Origin of the sequence: Flintibacter faecis (assembly GCF_014287875.1) — a bacterium.
GTDB classification, from domain to species: Bacteria; Bacillota; Clostridia; order Oscillospirales; family Oscillospiraceae; genus Lawsonibacter; species Lawsonibacter faecis_A.
Window position 1 is genome coordinate 87,774 of record NZ_JACOPN010000008.1, and the last position, 22,501, is coordinate 110,274.

A 22,501-nucleotide genomic window follows, 5' to 3' on the forward strand; every position below is an offset into this window, starting at 1 on the left:
AAAGATGGCAATTTTTATGACCGGTGACACCCACGGTGATTTCAGCAGGCTCCGCCCTGTGGCATTCCGCGAGCAAGGGGGCCTGACCAAAGACGATTACCTCATCATCTGTGGCGACTTTGGCGGCGTCTGGGATGGCAGTGAGATTGAACAACAATGGCTCGACTGGCTGGAAGACAGGTCATTCACCACCCTGTTCGTCAGTGGGAATCACGAAAACTATGATCTGCTCCGCAGCTACCCGACAAGTGTGTGGCACGGCGGACTGGTGCAGCCGATCCGTCCCAGCGTTCTGCACCTGATGCGAGGGCAGCTCTACGAGATCTGCGGAAAGAAAATCTTTACCATGGGCGGGGCCAGCAGTCACGACATTCGGGACGGCATTCTGGAACCAGACGATCCGAACTACGAGGGAAAGCTCCGGCAGCTCAACGCCGCAGGGGCTCTCTACCGAATCAACCACCGCTCCTGGTGGAAAGAGGAACTGCCCGGCGAGGACGAATACCGGACCGCAAGAGAAGCACTGGACAAAACAGGTTGGGACGTGGACTACATCATCACCCACTGCTGCCCCAGCAGCATTCAGGACACATTCAGCGGCGGGCTGTTCCAACGGGATGCCCTGACAGACTTTCTCGATGAGGTTCGAGAGCGATGCCGATTCCAATACTGGTTTTTCGGACACTACCACGAAAACATGGTGGTAGAGAAAGAGTTCGTAATGCTCTATAAGAAGATTATCCGACTGAAATGATGAATGGAGGCGCACTGGCGATTGGCTAATGTGTCTCCACTTTTTATTTAAGTAAGTTTTTCACAAGATCAGGCATAAATCTTTGTCCGGGGTCACGAATAGCTCTCCCGACTGCGTTGTGCCATTCAAGAGGACATACGCCTTGCGTACAGAGTGTGAGCGTTACAATTCCCGGTTCAAATCCACAGGTCAGGAACGGCTGTGGGTGCGCAACGGCACAAGCGCGGCAAACCTCAATACACTGGCCCACATCTCCGCCCTGGCGGTTGCGTTGGCCGCCGTTCTGCACGGCTCTCACTCCTACCGTTCTGCCAAACAGTTTCGGCGTTCCGCCTGATCTGTCTTTTCCATAATTTACTCTTTCACATATATACACAACTTTTGAACTCAAATCTCACACATTTTTTCAAATGTTTTTCTATCCCATAATACCACAATGTTCTACAATTTGGGCATGAAAAGATGCCGAAGTTGCCTTCGGCTCTTTTCGGTATCCAGTACCGGTCAAGTGCGTGATTTAGTGAAATCACCGAAGTTCTACCCTATCACACAAAAGGTAAAAGGGAGCGGAATTTTACAGGATTGACACAGGTCAAGAATGGTGGTATAAGGATTTTAGTAATTGCTTTATTCTATGAGCAATTCAAAATCATAAAATACGGGAGGAAATCCATAATGGACAAAACGGTACATAAGCTGCTGAATCAGCAGATCAACAAGGAGTTCTACTCCGCATATCTCTATCTGGAGTTTTCTAATTATTTCAAATCCAAGGGACTTGATGGCTTCGCCAACTGGTACATGATTCAGGCGCAAGAGGAACGGGATCATGCTATGCTGTTCTATACCTATCTTCAAAATCAAAATCAGACTGTGACATTGGAATCTATTGATAAGCCAGATCCTTCGATTTCCTGCCACATGGATGTCCTGAAAGCCGGGCTGACGCACGAAGAATATGTGACTGGCCTCATCAATAATATTTACAGTGCCGCCTATGATGTGAAAGACTTTCGCACCATGCAGTTCCTTGACTGGTTTGTAAAGGAACAGGGCGAGGAAGAAACGAACGCAAACGATCTTATTTCCAAGATGGAGTTATTCGGCACTGACCCCAAGAGTTTGTATATGCTCAATCAGGAGTTGGCTGCCAGAGTCTATACAGCGCCCTCTTTGGTTCTGTAAAAGGTTCATTATTTTAAGGTCACAAAGGAAAAAACGGCAAGTCTGCCGTCCTTTCCTTTGCGGCCTTATCTTATATAACCCGCATGATCTGTTCCCAGAGCAGAATGTGCTTTTCACCAATGGCTTTGTTGTCTTGGTAGCGGCCGAACAGCCAGTAGTGGTATTTTGCTCTTTTCTGGATCGTAAGCTGGATGCGATCCGCGCCGCAGGCGAAGGTGGCACGGTAGCGCATGTGTTGCCGGAGGATGAACTCCCGATGAATGCCACCGGCTTGGAAACGCTGGGCAACATCTGAGACCTGTTCGAAACGAGCCTGCGCATGGACAGTATGCAAGCCAGAACAAAGATGTTCGAAATGGCAAAGTGTCTGGAGGACAGCCAAAACCTTCTGGACTGGATCGTGCAGGCACCGAAGGAAAAGCAGGCATGGATGGGGCTGACAAACTGAGCTCTCCCTATAACAGAGCCGCCCCGCAGTGGGCGACTCCCATCGTTCCGCCGTGTTTGCCCCTGTGAGCCGACGTGTAGGCTTTTTACAGGCAACCCAAGGAGTCCCCCCACATGGGGATCTGAGCGGGTGTTGAGCCGCTTGTGGGGAAATTAACATCCGGTAAAAAAACAGAAAAAAGGCTCGTAAAATTGGTCTATTGGAATTGACGTTTTATGTATTTTCACGTATACTTAATTTACAGATTCACGCGCACATTTACAGATCATTCATCCGTCATCACAAGATGCTGGGTGTTCGAATTGCAAAACGGACAATCGAGCCTCAAAAGCCTGCAAACCCTTGCGGCACAAAGCTTTGCGCCCGCATCTTTTTTGTCAACACACTCCAATCGGAGTATCTTTCGGGATACTCCGTTTTTTATTTTCCAAATTGTTCTGTGATAGTTGTACGGAAACGTGCAGTTTTTGCTTATTTTCGGTTCTACGTCGATAGTTGGGGTAGAGAAAAAACTCACCTTGTCCGCATCACCCATCCAAGAAGAGATGGAACTGGAGAGGTTTCTTTCATTACCGGTTGGATGGTGGAGCCAGGCGGAAAATTGAGGATGACAACACCCTATGGAGGCAAATCATATGCAAGAAATGGATAACGTAAGAGTCACCGTTGAAAAAGAAACCTATTCACGAGATGGCGTTCATAAAGGTATGTATGGGTTGATTTGCTATCCCAAATGCGTCAAAGGCTATTGGCTGGTCAATTTTCCACAATGCGGCGAGAAGGATGATATTGCTGAGATCAGCATCAAAGAAGAAGATTTGGAAGTCGTGCGAATCCTTGACGCATGCGTGAACGAGCAAATCAAGGCGCAATTTGAAAAAGAAGCCAATCAGACAAAATTATTTGCCGAAATGCCGGATGATCTTTCTGATTATCGCATCTAATGAGATAAAACCTCGTGCTTACGATGCTAAAACCATTGATAAGGCCGGATTTTCCCAAGGCCTAGTATTAAATTCCGACCACACAATGATAATCCGAACTACATGATTCAAGTGGGTGATGTAGTTCGGAGTTATGATTTCTATTGAAAATATTCTATGAATTGAACAAGGGTAGGAATTCATTCCTGCCCTTGTTTTTTTGCCTTTATCTGCTATCATTAAATTGATAAAGGTGGTTTTCATGAAATGCCCATTTTGTGGTGAAGAAATGCAGCAGGGGGGTCTGTATGTTTCGACTCGATATCGACTTTTTCCCGCTCTTGATCCTTGTGCCTGCTATTGTGCAGTTTACCATCTGTTTGCTGGCTGGTAAAAAAATGAGGTTTTGCATCGGGATTCTTCCGTTTGCATTTTTATCTTTTGCGGGATATGGGTACCTTGCAGATCGGGCTTGGAACCTCCCGTATCCTGGGTTATTTGAACCAGACTTTATGATGAGCAGTGCGATGGCCGGTTTTTTAGCATTTGGCGCCATGTTTATAGGAACAATATTAGGTACAATATTATGGGCATTATGGGCCATTTTTCGCAAAATGATAGGAGGTTAAAATATGTGGTTAGTAATGGGTTTTGGTGCCATTGTTTTTGCAATCCTAAATTTGGTTTGGACATCTAAACAGAAAAATTCAAAATGCTTTGGTTTTATAAGTTTATCGTTGACAGCATTAACTGCATGCTCATTTTATTCGGATGCCGCCATGCGAGTTATCAATGAGGATTGGGGCGGTCTTATGGATATATTGCCCTCTATGAGCAAAGCGTTATGGATTTGTGTCATCATATCTATTTTAGCAAATTCTATCATGCTTTTGGGAGATAAGAAGTAAGTCAATTTTAGCTTGTCGAGCCAATGATGAAAGGCGGGAGCATCGGTTGAGATGCTCCCGCCTCTGTTATGCCTGTTTCTGTTGCTCGGTCTGCTGTTTTGCTTTCCGCTCGGCGTATTCCTTGTTCCCATGGTGGTGCCGTCGAGATTTATGCGCAAAATTGTTGCTTCCTGTATTATGGGTACCCAGCATTCCTATGGCGTTTTCGCGATGAGCTTGAAGATGGAACAAGTATAAGGGCATTTTCGAGTCTTACTGCGAGGAGATTTTAAGGCGTAAACGAGAAGAACAGGCATGGTTGCGGAGCGCTCCCGCCGCAAAGAGCAAGCGGCCCGGTATGTGGGAAGATATATAGGGATCGGTTCGCGCGGACGATGCCGCAAGGCTGATAGCCGAGCCTGCCTGCGGCAAGCGACACAGACCGGCGCGCTGGCGATCACGTTGTATATCGTCCTCATGATTTTGCCCCCATATTTCATACAAGACGGGAGTATACAGCGGGAGCGCAATATGGTATAATTAAATGACATGCGCGAATAGAAAAACCTACAAAAAAGATAGGAGAATGACTATGAAGAAAAGGCTCTTAAGCTCCTTCCTCACGTTAGCCCTGCTGCTGACGCTGCTGCCAACGGCGGTGATGGCAGAGGGCGAGAACAAGAATACGATTTATACCCGCTATGTTTCTTCTAATAGTTCAATGGGTAGTGGCACACAGGCAGATCCCTTCAAGTTCTTTGAAGACGCCCTGAACAAGGCAGAAACTGGTGATACCATCGTTATTTTAGGCAAGGCCTATCAAAACGACACGGCGGGCGGAACCTCGGGCCAAAGCGCCCCCCTGATCATCAACAAGCCGGTCACCATTGAGGGCCGCACTGAGCAGAACAGTGAAGGTAACGCCTCTTTCAATATCCGGTCTGGCGGTATCGTCCTTGGCGCGGATGTGACCATGAAGAATGTGGTGTTAGAACTGGCAAACAGATATCATAACGCCATTTTTGTGAACGGTCACAGCTTTACCGCCGAAAATGTCACGCGAGGACATGGCTTCCGCGAGGTACATCTGTTTGCCGGTGGAATTGGTCAGGTTGCTCAATCGGCATCGGTAAACCTTCCCGCATCCGGTAATTCCGCGGTTCTTAATCTGCAAAACAGCACGTTTGGTAATATCTACGCCGGTGGCGTAGCGGCTGGCTATACCGGTGCCGTCTCAGTAACAGTGGAAAAGGGCACGGTAGGCACCATCTACGGCAGCGGCGCTAATGAAAGTGTTCCAGGTGGAAACTGGTTCGACACCACGGAGTCTCCCGCTCCGACAGCCAATTCTAATTATACAGTCTCCGGCCCGGTGAATATTACTGTTGATGGCGCGTCCACGGTGGGCGAGGCATATACCGTTTCCGTAAATGGAAACGGTTCGAGCGACACCTCCTTGACCATTAACACGGCTGTCGAAAGCAAGAAGCTCAGCCTTGCCGATCTGAAAAGCCTGACGATCAACGGCGGCACGGCTGCCGTCGCGGCGATCAATGAAACGGCTGATGTGACGCTCAACAACAATGCCACCATCAGCTTTGCGGGATCAAAAACCGTTAACAGCCTGTCCGGTAACGGCAAGATCGTTCTTGGCAAGGAGGACAAGCTGACCATCACCAGCGCGTTTAATGGCACCCATGTCTTTGAAACCACCGGCGGGACGAATGGACAGTCTGGCCTTGCGAATGCGAATCATACATACATCACAGCGGCGAGTGGTGATGCGACCGTCAATTTTACACCCTATGAATCGCAGAAGGGTTTCCTGACGCTGAATAAGAATACGGAAAACGGCGAGTTTGCGTGGGTAACATCTAAGGCGCCGGAGAGCAAAAAATACGTTGAAAAGCTTGAAATTGATCCCGCCAGCAAGAACATCACCAAAACCGCAGCGGAGATCAATGACGAGATCAACGGCGGCGCAGAGATCAAGGTGCTGATTGGAAATCACGACGCGCTGCAAGATGTTCCGCTTACCTTTACGGTAAACAACCAGCCGGCACAATACGATTCCTTTTATGGATATGTAGCCGGAAACATTGCGCTTACTGTATCCGATACGAATGACCCCGGTGTAGCAGACTTCTATATTGGGAAAAAAGACAATAATTCCACCATTGCCGCAGGCATCTACAACTTCACCGTCACCGCTCCGACTGCCAATAGCACAGTCTCGGACACCTTCACCCTCACCGTCACGGACGGAGAGGAAAACAAGCCCCAGCAGCCCGAAGGCATCCACGATCTTTTCAATCCGAAGGATAGCAGTAAGCAGGAGAAGTTCCTGGCAAGGGTCATGAACCGGATGCTCTATCTGGATACGGAGATCGATGTGTCCGACATTGATATTTCTCCAGAAGATATTAAATACACCACTGCTACCGGCCCAGTGACGGGAGAATACGCGACAAGATGGCTCATCAAGCAAAACCTCTTCCACTCGGACGTTTCAACTCAGTACGGATCGTACCCGAAATTTACTTATAAGAGCAACGGCAAGATCGCGACGGTGAAGGTTCAGTACGGCCCGTCTTGGACACTGGATTTTGTCAAACGCGCCATTGCGGCTTATGATGAGGCTATGAAACTGATTCAGCCGGATGATGGAGACTTCGCGAAAATTCTGAAACTCCATGATTGGATCGTCAAGAATGTGTCTTACGGTATGGGTAAGGGGAACGCGGATTTTGCCGTGGGTGCCCTCGCGAATCGATCCGCAGTTTGCGCGGGATACGCGGATTGCTACAAATTCCTGTTGGAGCAGGTCGGTATCGAAAGCATCCGCGTGAACGCAAAGACCTCGACGGAGCCTCACGCATGGAATCTGGTCTTGTTTGACGGCCACTATTTCCATGTGGATACCACATGGGATCGCGGCCTCGGAGCTAATCCAAGCGTCCATCACGACTATTTTATGCTCAATGACGCGGAATTCAACCAGAATGGCATACACACGGACGACTGGAAGACGAAGGACAAGAACTATCCCCAAGGCAATACCTGCTCTATCGAAAACAAATTCTATCAGAAGAATACTGATATTGCGACCGATAAGCAGATCGCCGAAAATCCGATCCGCATCAAGCATCAGTATCCAGCCGATGCCAAGTTCCAGACCTCTGAGACGCAGCATTGGGCCAACTGCGCGGGCGGAACGGAGATCCGGGAGGCGCATAGTGGTTCCCCCTGTACCGTGTGCGGCTATGGGAATAAGCCCCAGCCCATCGAAAAGACCCTCTCCCACATCACTATCACCGCGCCGCCCACAAAGACGAAATATGTTGCGGGTGAGAACTTTGATCCCGCTGGCATGGAGGTCACGGCCCATTACAGTGATCGTAGCGAGCAGGTCGTGTCCAATTACACCTTCGAGCCTACAAGAGCGCTGACCTCATCTGATACAAGCATTACCGTCAGCTACACCGAGGGCAACCAAACAGCAACCACCACGCAGGCGATCACTGTGAACGCCAAGAACCCGGAACCGAATCCCGAGCCGAAGCCAGAACCGAAGCCCGAGCCTGAAAAGCCCGCGAAGAAAAATCAGGCCGCGCTGGTGCTCAGCGCCAGCAAAACCCGCCTCGTCGTGGGAGAAGTGCTGACGCTGTCGGCTGTGGGCGGCTCCACCAACCACAACGCGGTTTACAAGGTCTCTGGCGATGGGGCTGTCAACATCACTGGCAGCACCCTGACCGCGACGAAAGCGGGAACGGTGACGATCACAGCCAGCAAAGCTGGTGACGAGACGTACAACGAGGTCGTCAGCAATTCGGTCACCATTACCATTACAAATCCCTCTCAGTCCGGTGGCGGATCTTCCTCCGGTGGCGGATCTTCCTCCGGTGGCGGATCTTCCTCCGGCGGCTCCGGCAGCTCCGGCGGCGGTTCTTCCTCTGGCGGCTCCAGCAGCTCCGGCAAGGTGGAGACCACCACCAAGCCCAACGGCACCACCGTCCAGACCGAGACCAAGGCCGACGGCACCAAGGTGGAGACCACCACCGCCAAGGACGGCAGCACTTCCAAGACTACCACCAACCCCAACGGCAGCTCCGTCACCGAGAACAAGGCCGCCGATGGCTCCACCGGCACGGTGAAGACCGACAAGAACGGTCAGACCACGGCGGAGACCGCTCTCAGCAGCAAGGCCGTCGAGACCGCCAAGAAGAACGGTGAGGCGGTGAAGGCCCCTGTGGAGGTGGAGGCCACCCGGAATTCCATTACCGCGCCCGTGGTGAACATCGAAGTACCCAAGAGTGCAGGCGAGACCAAGGTGGAGATCCCGGTCACCAATGTGAAGCCCGGCACTGTGGCCGTCCTCGTCCATCCTGATGGCACCGAGGAGATCATCAAGAACTCCCTGCCCACCGAGGACGGCATCCAGCTCACCGTCAACGGCGGCGCCACGGTGAAAATCGTGGACAATTCCAAGGACTTCATCGACACCCGTGAGCACTGGTCGAGAGATCAGGTGAACTTCGTTGCCGCCCGTGAACTGTTCCAGGGCGTGGGCGACAACCAGTTTGGCGTGGGGCATCCCATGACGCGCGGCATGGTGAATACCGTGCTGGCGCGGCTGGCCGGTGTGGACACCACCTCCGCTGCCGGGCAGAACTGGTACGATAAGGGCGTCGCGTGGGCGCGGGAAAACGGCGTGTCCGATGGAACGAACCCCAACGGCAATGTCACCCGTGAGCAGCTTGCCACCATGCTCTATCGCTATGCCGGGTCTCCCGCCGTGAGCGGCTCTCTGCCGTTCTCCGATGCGGACAGCGTGAGCGATTACGCGCAGAACGCCCTCATTTGGGCAACGCAAAACGGCATCCTCAACGGCTACGGAGACGGGCGCATTGGCCCGAAAGCCAACGCCGAGCGCGCGCAGGTCGCCGCCATGATGGCGCGGTTTATCCAGAACGCACAGTAAACAAACCCTCTTCCCATCAAAGCAGCTTTCACAAGGACGAATCGGAGGGCACTTATGATGGGATATCGGATGAATTCGATTGTCTCCCTCTCCGCCTCTGTGCGCGGTCAAATGGGCCGTAAGGACCGCCCGACGAGATAAATCTCGGTCAGGCAAAGCTGTAAAGCGAGGGCATCTGCATTGCCCGCAAGGGCGGCCGGCTTCTTCTAAACCACGGCAAGATAGCGGGGCGCACAGTCCTGTGGCCGCCCCGCCGCCTTGCCATGTGCAAGTACAATCGCATAGAAAACGAGAGCATCGCTGTTGGTATGTCATACCGCGGCGATGCTCTTTTTCATAGCCATGTCATTCCCCGCTGCCGCGGCCCGCCTCCGGCTTCTGAAATTTGGAACCTTCAAATTTTTCAGAAAATGGAGGAAAGAACATGGGTCCCGTCAAGATTTATGTGCAAAATTGTTTGCAGGTGCGCCGCCTACTTTTCGTTTCCTCTTGTTGAAAAAAGGGATGAGAGGGAGTATAATAAAAAGCAAAATAATGTTTGACCCTGCGCCGCGACAGACACCGCTTTCCGAATGCGGCAGAGAGAAGCGGGAAGCGGGGGAATAAAAGATGCATTTTCGTTACAGGCGGAAATAGCAGGAGGGGATAGCAGCGTGGAACAGCAGACGCTAATGATCGTTGATGATTCAGAGCTCAATCGAATGATGCTGATGGACATTTTGGGAGATCAGTATCATTACATTGAGGCTACCGACGGGCGGCAGGCGATCCGACTGCTGGAAAAGGATCTGACGGTCGATCTGATGCTGCTGGATATCCACATGCCAGAGATGGACGGCTTTCAGGTGCTCGAACAGATGGACCGCTTCCGCTGGATCAAGGAGGTCCCCGTCATCATGATCTCCGCGGAGGAGCGCAAGGAGGCTACCGAGCGGGCATATATGTTAGGGGTCACGGATTTTATCCGCAGACCCTTTGACGCCTTTATCGTGCGCCACCGAGTAGAAAACACGCTCAGGCTCTACGCCAACCAGAAGCGGCTGATGAATCTGGTTTCCGCGCAGATATATGAAAAAGAGGAAAGCAACGATCTGATGATCGAGATCCTCAGCCGCGTGGTGGAATTCCGCAACCACGAGAGCGGAGAGCATGTTCGCAATGTCCGCACCATTACGGAGCTGCTGCTTCATAAGCTGGTGCAGAAGACCGATATTTATCCTCTCTCCGAGGAGAATATCACCATGATCAAGACGGCTGCCGCACTGCATGACATCGGCAAGATCACCACGCCCGAGGAGATTTTGAACAAGCCCGGCAAGCTGACGGCAGAGGAATTTGAGATCATGAAGGATCACGCGGCCGCCGGCGCGCGGATACTGGAGGATATGCCCTATGGGCAGGACAAGCCGCTCTTCCGCTACGCGCTGGAGATCTGCCACTGGCACCATGAGCGCTGGGACGGACACGGCTATCCTGACGGGCTGTGGGGAGAGCAGATCCCCATTTCCGCGCAGGTAGTGTCGCTGGCGGACGTCTACGACGCCCTGACAAACGAGCGGTGCTACAAAAAAGCCATCGAGCAGGATACGGCGATCAAGATGATCCTCAACGGCGAGTGCGGCGCGTTCAACCCGCTGCTGCTGGAATGCCTGACGGAGATCGCACCGCAGCTTCGCACGACCGCGCGTCGTCCTGCGGAGGCGTATCCCTACTGGTCTGAGGCCAGCCGTCTGTCCGACGAGGTCCTCTCTCAGGCCGATATGCCGAAAAACGAGCGGATGCAGCGTCTGCTGGAATCCATGCAGGAGCGCATCGACTTTTTCGCTTCGTGCAACGGCGGGATCGAGTTTGAATATGATGCGATTTCCGGTCTGGTGGATATTACCGACTGGGACAAGCCGCCCCAGTACCGCCGTTCTGTGAAGAATGTTTCTCATTTAGAGGAATTCCAGCTCATGGGCAGAAAGGACATCGGCCGCCTGCAGGAGGCTATGGAGAAAACGACGAAGGAAAACCCGGAGTTCACCATGAGTATGTTCCTGCCCTGCGGAGAGGAGAAGCACTGGTGCGATCTGCGGGTGCGGACATTGTGGTCCGAGCGCCGCCCAGACCACTATGTGGGCGCCGTGGGACAACTGACCGATCCGCAGCTTTCCGCAAAGCAGCCGCTGATGGTGACCGATACAAACGCGGGCGCGGCGGCAGAGGGGGCTTCGCGCATTGCGGAGGAGATTCGGCGGCTGAAAACGATTTTCGATGCCATTCGGCTGGTGGACCCCATCTCCCATTCTGTGCTGGAATTGGACAAGCAGGGCAGGCTCCATCCGACGGGCGGCAGCTGTGCGGCATTTTGGGGCAACTGCGGCATCGGCTGCGCAAACTGCATTTCCAATCGGGCGTTCGCACAAAAGACCACCTTGAATAAGCTCGAATTCACCGACACGGACGTATACTTTGTTATTTCCAAGTATCTGAGCCTGAATGGCGTTCCCTGCGTTCTGGAGATGTTTTCAAAATTGAAGGACGGGCGCTGGATCGACGCCGACGGCAGCCGGCTTCTGCTCGACTGCGGTCGAGGGGAAAACATGGAGCTGTTCATGGACCCCCTTACCAAGGCCTATTCCAGACAGTACTTTGAGACACACCGCTCCGATTTGGAGGGCATGGGCTGTGTGGCTATCGTGGATGTAGACAACTTCAAGCAGGTGAACGACACCTTCGGCCATCAGGCGGGCGACGCCGCGCTGAAGGGGGTCGCTGCGACGATCCATGCCTGCATCCGCAATACGGATATCCTGATTCGGTATAACGACGATGAATTTTTGCTCCTGTTCTCGCAGATGAACAAGCAGGTTTTGGAGAGAAAGAAGACCGAAATTCAAGATGCGGTCAAGCATATTGCGCTTCCGGAGTATCCGGAGCTGCACCTGTCCGTCAGCTTCGGCGGCGTCAGCGGTGTGCATCCCCTGGGGGAGGCCGTCCGGCAGGCGGATTGCCTGATGTATGAGGACAAGGAGAAGCATCGCGCGAGAGCGGGTGCGGGCGCCCTGCGGAGCTAAAAGCGGCTTCAAATGATATGGACGCATCGGAAAATTTGATCCGACCTGAGCGGAGGGAGTAAGGATAAATAAAGATCGGGGGCGGGAAACGAATGAAACGCCGTGTGATATTGGTTTTAGCATGTCTCATAGCCGTGGGAGCGCTTTGCGGCTGCGGCGCGCGGCAGCCGGACACCTCGCTGCCCAAGCTCCTCATCGGCAGCGATACCTATCCGCCCTATGTCTATATGGACGACAACGGCGACATCACCGGCCTTGATGTGGAGCTTGCCCGAGAGGCCTTCCGCCGCATGGGGTATGAGGCGGAATTTACCTCCATCGACTGGGAGCGTAAAAAAGCGTTGGTGGACGCCGGAGAGATCGACTGCATCTGGGGCTGCTTTTCCATGAACGGAAGGGAGGAGGACTACCGATGGGCCGGACCCTACATGGTCAGCCGGCAGGTGGTCGCGGTCAATCGGCACAGCGACATCCAAGCCATCGAGGACCTTGCGGGCAGGAGCATTGCCGTGCAGGCCACCACCAAGCCGGAGGAGCTTTTTCTCACCCGTCCCACCGACGATATTCCAGAGGTGAAGGCGGTATTCAGCCTTGAGGACCGCAGCGTGCAGTACGCCGCGCTGGAGAGCGGCTATGTGGATGCCATCGCCGCCCATGAGGAGGCGATCACACAGTATATGGAGGATTACGGCGCGGATTTCCGCTTTTTGGCTCCGCCGCTGCTGACCGCGGGGATCGGCGTGGCGTTTTCCAACAACGATACCCGCGGGCTGGCGGGGGAGCTGACCAAAACGCTGGCAGAAATGCGGCAGGACGGCACAATGCTTGCGATCGTGAGCAAATACATAGAGCATCCGGAGAGCTATTTGGAGGTGGAGACCCTTGGACGCTGAGAAGAACCAGCCTATTACCAAGGGGGCGTTTTGGCTGATCTGCATTACGGTGGGTGTTCTTCTTTTGACCGCCGTGTACTTCTTTGCCCGTCGGTCGGATCTGGGCAGCTGCGAGCGTCGAATGAGCATGACCGTGGAGTTCGTCAAGGAGCAGGCCGGCAGCTACTCGAAATACAATAAAATCGCCATGGCAAAGGCGCTCGTGTGGGAAGCCAGCGCGCTTACGCGGCTGGCGGGCATCCCCATGGACTGCGATGAGGAGACGCTTCACCGGCGCGCCGAGGATGTGTTGGTCACGGGCATTTCGGTGCTCGACGCACAGTGCGAGCTGCTGTGCGAGTACACCACAGACGGCGTGGGCTACGAGGAGCTTCGCACCGGTATCGCGCCGGAGCGGCTGGCGAATGTGCTGGCCTATCCGCAGAACACCTACATCAAGCGGATCTATCTGGCGGACGGCTCCTATGCCGATACCGCCATCCAACGCTCCTCGGACGAACGCGGCATCGTCGTCGCCTACTGCCACACCAGAGCGGAGTTTGCGGATAAGTCCACGATCTCCGTGCAGACCCTGCTGCGGGGCTATGGGCGCAGGCTGGCGGGGACGGTGGTGCTGGTGGAGGGGAAACGGGTGGTGGCTGCCAATGACCCTCAGCTGCTGAATACGGAGCTGGCGGATGATCCGCTGCTTCTCGCCATTCGGGAGAGCGGAAGGCCGGACGAGCTGGTGGACGCGGGGCTTGATGAGAACGGCACCCGCTGTTACGGAATGTACAGCCACGGGCGGGACTATTATCTCTATGTCTATCTGCCCGTGGACCAGATTTATAAGGTCACGCCCTCCAGTGTGACGGTGACCCTCATTGCCTACCTTGTGGTGCTGGCGATGGTCTATCTGCTGCAATGGCGCTCCGCAAGAAAGTACCAAATGCAGCAGGCAAACGCCGAGCGGGCCTACCGACTGTCTTTGGAGCAAAAGAACGCCGAGCTGGAGCTGGCTGTCCAGCACGAGACGGCGGCAAATCAGGCCAAGCGGGAATTTCTGTTCAATATGTCTCACGACATCCGAACGCCGATGAACGCCATCATCGGCTTTACCTCGCTGGCCGCCGCGCACATCGATAACAAGGAGCAGGTGATGGAGCACCTGAAAAAGATCTCCACCGCCAGCCGGCATCTGCTCTCCCTCATCAACAATGTGCTGGATATGAGCCGCATCGAAAGCGGCCGGACCACGCTGGAAACGAAGACGGTGCATCTGCCGGAGCTGGTACACGATATTCGTGATATCGTGCAGGGAAGTGTGGCCGCCAAGCGGATGTCTCTGTTCATCGACACCGTTGACGTTGTGGACGAGGATGTGATCGCCGATCCTATGCGGCTCAATCAGATCCTGCTGAATCTTTTGTCCAACGCCGTGAAATACACGCCCGCCGGCGGCACCGTCAGCCTGCGGATCGAGCAGAAGCCCGCCTCGCCCAAGGGCTTGGCGGACTATGAGTTCCATATCCGCGACAACGGCATCGGCATGAGCGAGGAATTCCGCCGGCACATTTTCGAGCAGTTTTCCAGAGAGAAATCCACCACCGTCAGCAAAATTCAGGGCAGCGGTCTGGGTATGTCCATTGTAAAGAGCCTTGTGGAGATGATGGGAGGCACCATCTCCGTGGAGAGCGAGCCGGATAAGGGCACGGAATTTGTGGTCGCTCTGCGCTTCCCCATCAGCGGGGAGAAGTGGGAGCCGCGGCAGATCGCGCAGCTGGAGGGCCTTCGCGCGCTGGTGGCGGACGACAGCACCAACACCTGCCTGAATGTCAGCAAAATGCTGCGCTCCATCGGGATGCGGCCCGAATGGACCATCTCCGGCAAGGAGGTGGTCATCCGTGCGAGAGACGCGATGGAGCAGGGCGACGCTTTCAGCGTTTACCTCATCGACTGGCTGCTCCCCGATATGAACGGCGTGGAGGTGGTGCGTCAGGTGCGGCGGGTCGTGGGAGACGATACGCCCATCATCATCCTGACCGCCTACGACTGGACCGATATGGAGGCAGAGGCGAGGGAGGCAGGCGTGACGGCCTTCTGCGCCAAGCCGCTTTTCATGTCCGAGCTGCGGGATGTGCTGGCAAAGCCGTTTGGCACGGAAGAGAAGGACGCCGCACAGCCGAAGCGTGACTTTAGCGGAAAGCGGCTGCTGGTGGTGGAGGACAACGAGCTGAATTTGGAGATCGCCACTACCATTTTGGAGGAGGCGGGCTTTACGGTGGAGACGGCGGAGAACGGCCGCGTCGCCGTTGAGAAGGTGGAGGCCGCCGCCCCCAACTGGTACGATTTGGTTCTGATGGATATTCAGATGCCGGAGATGGACGGCTACGAGGCCACGCGCCGCATCCGCGCGCTTGCGGACAAGGAAAAGGCGGGCGTTCCCATCGTAGCCGTGTCGGCAAACGCCTTTGAGGAGGACAAGAAGAGCGCGATGAGCGCCGGTATGAACGGCCACATCGCCAAGCCGCTTGATGTGAAGCTCCTATTTCGTATCCTGTCGGAGCTGACGAAGTAGCGCGTTGGCCGACGGCGGTTTCGTTACACATACTCCCTTTCGCTCCCTCTTGAAAAAGCGGGCGAAAGGGAGTATAATATGCAGTAAAATAAGCATTTATGTTTTTGCGGCGTAGGAGCGAGCGCTCACGCTGCGTAAAAACAAGCTGATCAGGGGGGTGCTCGGCGCTGGCGGAGCATAATTGGGTGAGTTCGGAGCTGAAGGTCGGTATGCGGCTGGAGATGCTTTCAGAGAACCAAACGCCGCTTTTCAAAGGCGTTATCAGCAAGAAGGACGATGAATGTATTTGGGTCTCCCACGCGGAGGGCAGCGAGGTGCCGCCGGTCGTTTACAACAGCCGCGTGCGGCTGAAGGGGTACAAGAAGGATGATAACATCCTCATACTCTGCGGCACGGTGCTCGGCAGCACGCCGCTGTTCTGGAAGATCGGGCAGATCTCGGAATTCAGTATTTTCAACAAGCGGGAAAATTACCGCCATCCCGTCGCCATCGTGACGACGGCCCGCCGCCTGCCGAATAGGCCGGGGGAGGAGCCGGAGGAGGAGACGGAGGAGGAATGTGTGGCCGTCGGCACGGAGCAGTGCGCGGTGGTGAACATCAGCATCGGCGGCGTGCTGTTCTGCTGCGACCATCGCTTTCCCGTCAATGCCACCGTGCAGCTGGGAGAGATCCGGTTTTATCCGGATCACCTGCCCTTTTTCCTGCGGTGCAAGGTCCTGCGGGCAAGCGAGCAGGACGGCAGATACTTTCACGGCTGCCGCTTCATCGACCTCGGCAGGAAGGAGCAGGAGCGGATGGTGCGGGAGATTTTTCTGATGCAGCGCGACGAGATCCGCCGCAGGAACGGCCGATAACAGCGCCGTTCTCTGAAACAAAAAGCAAACGGGTGGGAGCAAGGAATTCCTTGCTCCCACCCGCTTTATTTCCGTTGGGCCGGTCGAGGGGCTCAGCGCCGTCTGCGATCGATGCCGCTCTTTTTGTAATATTCCGCCTTGTCCGCATACATCAGCTGTTCCGCCTCCGTCACGGCGCGGAACAGGTCGTCACCCAGTGTCTCCATCCGGACTGAGCCAATCGCCAAATTCACGGAATGCTTCCTCGTGACCTCCCGCAGCTGTGCCGCCAGCGCATCGGTGTCTGCCTGAGTAACGTTCGGGCAAACTGCCAGCAGCTCGTCGCCGCCGATGCGGAACAGGCAACTGCTATCGAATACCTGTTTGAGACATTCGCAGGCATCGAGGATCAGCGCGTCGCCCGCCTCATGCCCCTGCGTGTCGTTCATCTGCTTGAGGCCCGTAACGTCACAGTACACAACGGCAACGCTCTGCGTCGGATCCAGCTGATTGACAAAGTCGGTCAGGGCGAAGCGGTTGCCGAGCTTGGTGAGCGCGTCCTTATAGCTCAGCTCCAGCAGCTTATTCAGCAGCTTTCTCCGCTTGAGACAGGAGAGCAGGAAGGCTGCCGCGATCTGGAGCATATCGTGGGAGTATTCCAAAAATTTCGGCGGCGGATTGTCCACGCCGCAGAAGCCAATGACCTTTCCCTTGTCGTACAGGGGGACGATCACAGTAGAATGGATGCCCTGCCGCTTGAGGTTTTCGTATTGCAGCGGGTCAGTCTCCTTTGTCTCCTCCAGATCGGGGATCATGATGGCCTTTCCGTCCTCAAAGTTGCTGTACCAGTTGGCGCAGACATCCGGCGGTAGGTTTTGCAGGTTATCCTTCTCGGGATGGATGCCCGGCGCGCACCATTCGTAGGTGTTGTCGTCGCCGCCGTTTTCGTTTTTCTCGAAAATGTAGGTCCGCTCGCCGCTGAGCGCCTTTCCCAGATGCTCTAAGATGATATTGATGCTCTCGTCCGGCGACTCTGCGGCGATGGCCTTTTTCAGACCCTCGTTGGCCAAGGCCTCAATATCCCGATAGAGCTGGATGACCTGATCCTGCACACGCTCCTTCGTAATATCGACTGCGATCTCGATCCGGTACTTCCGCTTCGTTTCCGAGTCCTCGATCAGCGTGTCCTTCAGGATAAAGTATTTTTCGATGACAGGGTTATAGTAACGCCACTCCTCGAACTGCCCGACACATAGCCTGTCGTTGTTGCAGACCCCGCAGGGGATGGCGCTGTTTTGCAGCACCTCGTAGCAATTTTTACCCTTGATCTCGTCCAGCGACTTCAGCCCGAAGGCATCCAGTGCCTTTTGATTCAGGTAGACAAGCTCGTGGGTCTCGATATCCGCCGCGTACACAAGCTCATCTAAATTTTGGAAAAATTGACAGACATTTCTTGATTTGGCCATTTCCGTTCGGTCTCCTCCTCCGGCCTCTAAAAACGACAGCCCTGTCGTATCGTTCGGCATCAAGCGAGCCGTCCGCCTTCGCCGTAAAAAAGGGCAAAAAAATGGGCAGCGTTGGTCACTGCACATTACGTTATATATATATCAGCGTGTCAATAAACCCATTTCTGTCATTCCGAGGAGCGCAGCACCCGCAAGGGGTACGCCGCATCCCCATCCAGCAGCCTCCCTTGTGAAAGGGAGGTGGCACGGGCGCAGCCCGTGACGGAAGGATTCCGACCACAAGAAAGCTGTCCTAAGAACGGAATCCCTCAGTCAGCTTCGCTGACAGCTAGCCCTATCCCTTTTGTCCCTTCGGGACATTTCCCCTTGACAAGGGGAATCGGCCTCGCAATGACAGGCTTTTTTGACAGTCTCATATATATATATATATATATCAGTGAAGCGGATATGTCAAGGGTTTTTCCTCAAATTTGTGTAAATATCGCCAATCTGTCCAATCGTATATTGGACAGATTGACGAATAAAATTTCTTGACTTTTCGATTATTTTCTTGCATAATATGAGCTTTAAATAGTAGTATTCTGTCTATATTTAGAAAAAGTGCTGCCGTTCAAGCCTTGAATTTTGGTAAAACTGCCGAGCGGTCGCGCTTCCCGGAGGAACGTTTTTTGTGCCCCGACGCGGGAGGACAGAGCGGCGCCGATTTGGAGTGATACCCAGAGGGGTTGAAGATCGGGAACGACTTTTCGATAGCGTTCAAGGACAATATCTTTACGGTCAGCTTCCAGATCATAAATCGGGAGGGCACGGCGATGACCTCCGCGGATTTTCAGGGAAAACGCATCAATCAGGAAGTGAAATAAACAGCATTGTAACCACCAGTCATTCCGGTGGTTACAATGCTGTCAGCTTGTCGAAAAAGTGGCTTCGCCGGACTTACTTGTTCAAGAAAGCGCCCAGCCGCTTGTCTTCGGATTTGATATGGTTCACCAAAACGGCAATATGGCCGTTCAGCGCGCCCAAGTCCGCGATGCTGGGGCCGGCAGCCGGAATCTTGTTGGCAATTTCACGCAGCTTCGTCTTATAAGCCGCGTGAAACTGTTTATGTGCGGTAATGCCAGGATAATTGCTCTTAGCCTGGAGCTGCTCCTCATGGGCGAAATGCTTGTCCACATAGTCCAGCAGAAATTTAATGGTAGGATCCAGAGCGGCGCGCCCCTGCCCTTTTCCGCAGGCATCCATCAAGTTATTGACGGCGCGAAACAGTTCCCGATGCTCTCCGTCGATGATTGAGTTTCCGGTTTCCAATTCTTTTGTCAATTCGTATTTCATAGTACACAGTTCCTTTCTCTGTTGTTAATCGGTCAAACAGCTTGCAGATATGCACCCTTGCGCGCGGGGCAACCGCAAGCAGACGCAACGCTAGATTCGCTGTTCCACAAGACCGAGTCTATCACCGTCCATGAAAAATGTCAATATACAGCGAAGCCTTTTTGGCGTTCACTCCGGCATCCCGTTAGCGGAGGCTGGATCTGTAAAGGAAGGTGACGATCTGCGCACGGGTACACGGCGCATTGGGGGAGAAGGTGGTGGCGCTGGTTCCGCTGGTGATGCCGCGGGAGAGCGCCCAGCGGATCGCGGGAGCGTAGTAGGCATCGTTGCTCACGTCGGAAAAAGACATAGAATAGCTGGAGGAAACGAGGCCGGCGCTGCGGTGCAGGTAGGTCATGGCCTGCGCCCGGCTGACGGTCATCTCGGGAGAGAAGGTATTGGCACCGGTGCCGCTTGTGATCCCACGCTCGAACGCCCAGAGCACAGCTTGATAGTATTGGCTGCCCGGGAGCACGTCCACAAAGGGACTGCCTGTACTGCGCGGCGTCGGACTGCCGGCGGCGCGCCAAAGGTAGGTCACGATCTGCCCCCGTGAGCATGGCTCGTTTACGCCGAAGCGCGTTTGGCTCACGCCCTCGGCAATGCCGTTATAGACGGCCCAACGAATGGGCTCGTAGTAATAGTCTGTCGGGCTGACATCGCTGAAGGTGAGGGGGAAGCCCGGTGCTGAGGCACTGGTGCCGACGGTGATCTCCACCGTTCCGGTATAGGTCCTGCCGTTTGTGCTGCGGCCGGTATAGTCGATGGTGACCGTTCCGGAAAAGCCGGTGGCTGCGGCAAAGGTCACATCGTCGATCAGGCGGCCGCTTCCGCTGCGATAGCAGTTTACCGAGGAGGAGAGCTCGACATTGCCTTTGCCGTAGGCGCTGTATTGGGAGTACAGCGTGCCGCGGCGCGCGGAGGGCTGCTCAAAGCGGACATAGTTCAGGCGTTCACCGACGATAGAACGGCAGGCATCGTTGAAGTCGTCCGCGTCAAAGCGAATATAGCCGTCCCGCGAGATCGAATAGCGCACGACCTCCGCACCGTAAGCGCTGTCCACCGCAATGCGTACTGTGCCGGACCAACGGGAGCCGCCGTCGTCATAGCCGCGGAAGGGGATGGACACCACGCCGGTAAAGCCGCTGGCAGGGACAAAGCACACATCGGAGACACCGGGACTGTCGCTGCGGTAATAGTTGGTCGATGCAGAGACCTTTGAACTGCTGTAAGCGCTATCGTAATTATAATACAGCGTGCCCTGCGAGGAGGAGGGTAGGTCAAAGCGGATGCGGCTGAAGCTGCGCCCACGATCGCGGCGGCAGAGATCGTTGAAGTCCGCGGCTTCAAAGTATACTGTCTTGCCCCGCGTGGTGGTGTAGCTGACAACGCCGTCGTCGCCGGAAACGCGGATGACTACGCGGCCGGTAAAGCTGCCGGAGTCTTGATAACCGGTATAGGGGATGGTCACGGTGCCGGAGAAGCCGGCAGCGGGAACAAAGGTGATGCCCGAAATGCGCGGGGAGGAACCGCTGCGGTAATAGCGCGTAGTGCTGCCCACGCGGCTGGAGTAGCTGCCGGAGTCCGTGTAGTTATAATAGAGGACACCCTCTGAGGCGGCGGGCAGATCGAATTTGACATAATCCAGGCTTGTGCCGTTATAGTCAATACTGGCGGCATTAAAGTCCTTGGGCTTGAAGGAGACGCTGCGGCCAACGGAGGTAGTGTAGCTCACATCGGTGCTGCCGGTGGAGCCGTTGGCGGCGGAGACCCGAATGGTCACCCTGCCGTTGTAGGTGCCGCCGGAGCTGTCTGTGCAGCGGTAGGGTACCGTCACGGTGCCGGTAAACCCGTCGGCAGGGACGAAGCTGATGCGGTCCAGAGAGGGGCTGCTGGTGACATAGTAGCGGGTGTCGCTGCTCACCTGCTGAGAGAAGGGCGCGGCCGTGCTGTAATCGTAATACAGCGCACCCTGATAGGATCTGGGCTGGTCAAAGGTGAGATAGCTGATGCTGCGGCCCGTCCGGGACTGGCACACGGCGATAAATTCCTCGCTGGTGAAGGTCAGCGCCCGACCTGCGGAGGCGGTGTAGGTCACATCGCTGTCGCCGCTGACGTTCACGAGGACCGTGCCGTGGAAGGAGCCGCCGTTGGAGGCGTAGCCGGTGTAGGCGATCTCCGCCGTGCCGTTGAAATCCGATGCGGCCACAAAGGAAATGTCGGAAATGCCCTCCTGCCCGCTGCCTGGGGCGTAATAGTACTTCTCCGAGCCGCCTACGCCGTGGCCCGGTGCGTCGGCGGAGACATAGCCATAGTACAAAACGCCCTGCTTGGGGGAGACGGAAATGCTGCTGAGATAGCTGAGCGAGCCGCCGGTCTTTTCGGTGCAGCGGCTGCGCAGGGTGGAGAGGAAGGAGGAGAAGGCAAGGGGTTCGGTGCCGTCCACAGAGGAGCGGATGGCCTCGGCCTCGTCCTTTTTCACGGTGACGCTGCACTCGGCGGTGTAGCCGGTGCCATTGGCGGTGGCGGTGATGGTGGCGGTGCCCTCATAGTGGGCGGAAATGCTGCCGCCGAACACCTCCGCCACGGAGGGGTTGCTGGTCGTCCACACGATGCCCTTGTCTGCGGCGGTGCCGAAGGCGGAGTAGGTCAGGCTCTCGGTGCGGCCCACCAGCAGCGTGAGGCTGGTTTTGCTGAGGGTGATGCCGGAGACCGTCACCTCGCACTGGGCAGACTTTTCCTTGTTCGCGTTTGAGACAGCGGTGATTTTGGCCTTACCCGGCGCGACGGCGGAGACGACGCCCTTGTCGTCTACTGTGGCGATGGAGGGGCTGGCGCTCGTCCAGGTGACAGTGCGATCCAGCGTGGTATTATAGGGACCGGTGGTGTCTGTATCGTAGGTCACGGATGCCGTGAGCGTCAGGTTCTTGCCCACATCCAGCGCAGCGGGCGTGGACGGGTCGATCGTCACGGCGGAGACCGTGGGCGTGGGCGTGGGTGTAGGCGTGGGTGTAGGCGTGGGAGAAACGGGGTCCTCGGCATACACCGGCAGGGTCAGGGCGCAAAGCAGCGCCAGCGCGAGAACAAGGGCGCGCAGACGCATGAGCGTGGTTCGTCTCATGGGGAGAAAAGCACTCCTTTCAG

General features: G+C 55.1%; 15 protein-coding genes. 11 read left to right on the plus strand and 4 right to left on the minus strand.

The genetic code is table 11. From position 1 onward, the window contains the following. Nucleotides 1–4: 4 nt before the first annotated feature. The 3 genes from H8S55_RS11455 (at nt 5) to H8S55_RS11465 (ending at nt 1,939) form a co-directional block, all read left to right on the plus strand. Entirely contained in the window at nt 5–754 is a 750-nt protein-coding gene (locus H8S55_RS11455) for a metallophosphoesterase family protein (protein WP_186879067.1), read from the plus strand. 142 nt (nt 755–896) lie between these two features. Continuing rightward, entirely contained in the window at nt 897–1,091 is a 195-nt protein-coding gene (locus H8S55_RS11460; RefSeq protein ID WP_243200587.1) for a hypothetical protein, read from the plus strand. 338 nt (nt 1,092–1,429) lie between these two features. Further along, the gene (locus tag H8S55_RS11465; protein WP_207721844.1) at nt 1,430–1,939 is read left to right on the plus strand and encodes a ferritin; all 510 of its coding nucleotides are present in this window, start codon (nt 1,430–1,432) and stop codon (nt 1,937–1,939) included. Nucleotides 1,940–2,009: 70 nt separating this feature from the next. Here H8S55_RS11465 and H8S55_RS11470 read toward each other — a convergent pair whose 3' ends face one another. Beyond that, nucleotides 2,010–2,321 carry a hypothetical protein gene (locus H8S55_RS11470; RefSeq protein ID WP_207721845.1) on the minus strand — a complete coding sequence of 104 codons (312 nt, stop codon included), beginning with the start codon at nt 2,319–2,321 and terminating at the stop codon, nt 2,010–2,012. Between the two features lie 701 nt (nt 2,322–3,022). Here H8S55_RS11470 and H8S55_RS11475 point away from each other — a divergent pair. The 8 genes from H8S55_RS11475 (at nt 3,023) to H8S55_RS11515 (ending at nt 16,541) form a co-directional block, all read left to right on the plus strand. Further along, the gene (locus H8S55_RS11475) at nt 3,023–3,331 is read left to right on the plus strand and encodes a hypothetical protein (RefSeq protein ID WP_186879136.1); all 309 of its coding nucleotides are present in this window, start codon (nt 3,023–3,025) and stop codon (nt 3,329–3,331) included. Nucleotides 3,332–3,618: 287 nt separating this feature from the next. Then, on the plus strand, nt 3,619–3,939 hold the full coding sequence (locus tag H8S55_RS11485; RefSeq protein ID WP_186879071.1) for a hypothetical protein: 321 nt from the start codon (nt 3,619–3,621) through the stop codon (nt 3,937–3,939). Between the two features lie 3 nt (nt 3,940–3,942). Beyond that, nucleotides 3,943–4,218, plus strand: a complete 276-nt coding sequence (locus H8S55_RS11490; protein WP_186879072.1) for a hypothetical protein — start codon at nt 3,943–3,945, stop codon at nt 4,216–4,218. A 571-nt stretch (nt 4,219–4,789) separates the two neighbouring features. Then, a complete protein-coding gene (locus tag H8S55_RS11495) occupies nt 4,790–9,178 on the plus strand; it encodes an S-layer homology domain-containing protein (RefSeq protein WP_186879073.1) in 4,389 nt (1,462 codons plus the stop codon). 653 nt (nt 9,179–9,831) lie between these two features. Further along, nucleotides 9,832–12,237, plus strand: coding sequence for an HD domain-containing phosphohydrolase (locus tag H8S55_RS11500; protein ID WP_366467903.1), 2,406 nt, complete (start codon nt 9,832–9,834; stop codon nt 12,235–12,237). Between the two features lie 92 nt (nt 12,238–12,329). Continuing rightward, on the plus strand, nt 12,330–13,130 hold the full coding sequence (locus H8S55_RS11505) for a substrate-binding periplasmic protein (protein WP_186879075.1): 801 nt from the start codon (nt 12,330–12,332) through the stop codon (nt 13,128–13,130). Continuing rightward, complete coding sequence (locus H8S55_RS11510; RefSeq protein ID WP_243200588.1) at nt 13,120–15,687, plus strand: response regulator; 2,568 nt, start codon at nt 13,120–13,122, stop codon at nt 15,685–15,687. The genes H8S55_RS11505 and H8S55_RS11510 overlap by 11 nt, the downstream gene beginning before the upstream one ends. A 185-nt stretch (nt 15,688–15,872) precedes the next feature. Further along, a complete protein-coding gene (locus H8S55_RS11515) occupies nt 15,873–16,541 on the plus strand; it encodes a PilZ domain-containing protein (RefSeq protein WP_186879076.1) in 669 nt (222 codons plus the stop codon). A 92-nt stretch (nt 16,542–16,633) separates the two neighbouring features. Here H8S55_RS11515 and H8S55_RS11520 read toward each other — a convergent pair whose 3' ends face one another. From H8S55_RS11520 to H8S55_RS11530, 3 genes are all read right to left on the minus strand, one after another. Beyond that, nucleotides 16,634–17,986 (minus strand): sensor domain-containing diguanylate cyclase, encoded by a 1,353-nt coding sequence (locus H8S55_RS11520; protein ID WP_186879077.1) that lies wholly within the window; start codon nt 17,984–17,986, stop codon nt 16,634–16,636. A gap of 936 nt (nt 17,987–18,922) precedes the next feature. Then, nucleotides 18,923–19,318: a bacteriohemerythrin gene (locus tag H8S55_RS11525; protein WP_186879078.1), complete on the minus strand. Its 396-nt coding sequence runs from the start codon at nt 19,316–19,318 to the stop codon at nt 18,923–18,925. 184 nt (nt 19,319–19,502) lie between these two features. Continuing rightward, nucleotides 19,503–22,478, minus strand: a complete 2,976-nt coding sequence (locus H8S55_RS11530) for an S-layer homology domain-containing protein (protein ID WP_186879079.1) — start codon at nt 22,476–22,478, stop codon at nt 19,503–19,505. Nucleotides 22,479–22,501: the final 23 nt, after the last annotated feature.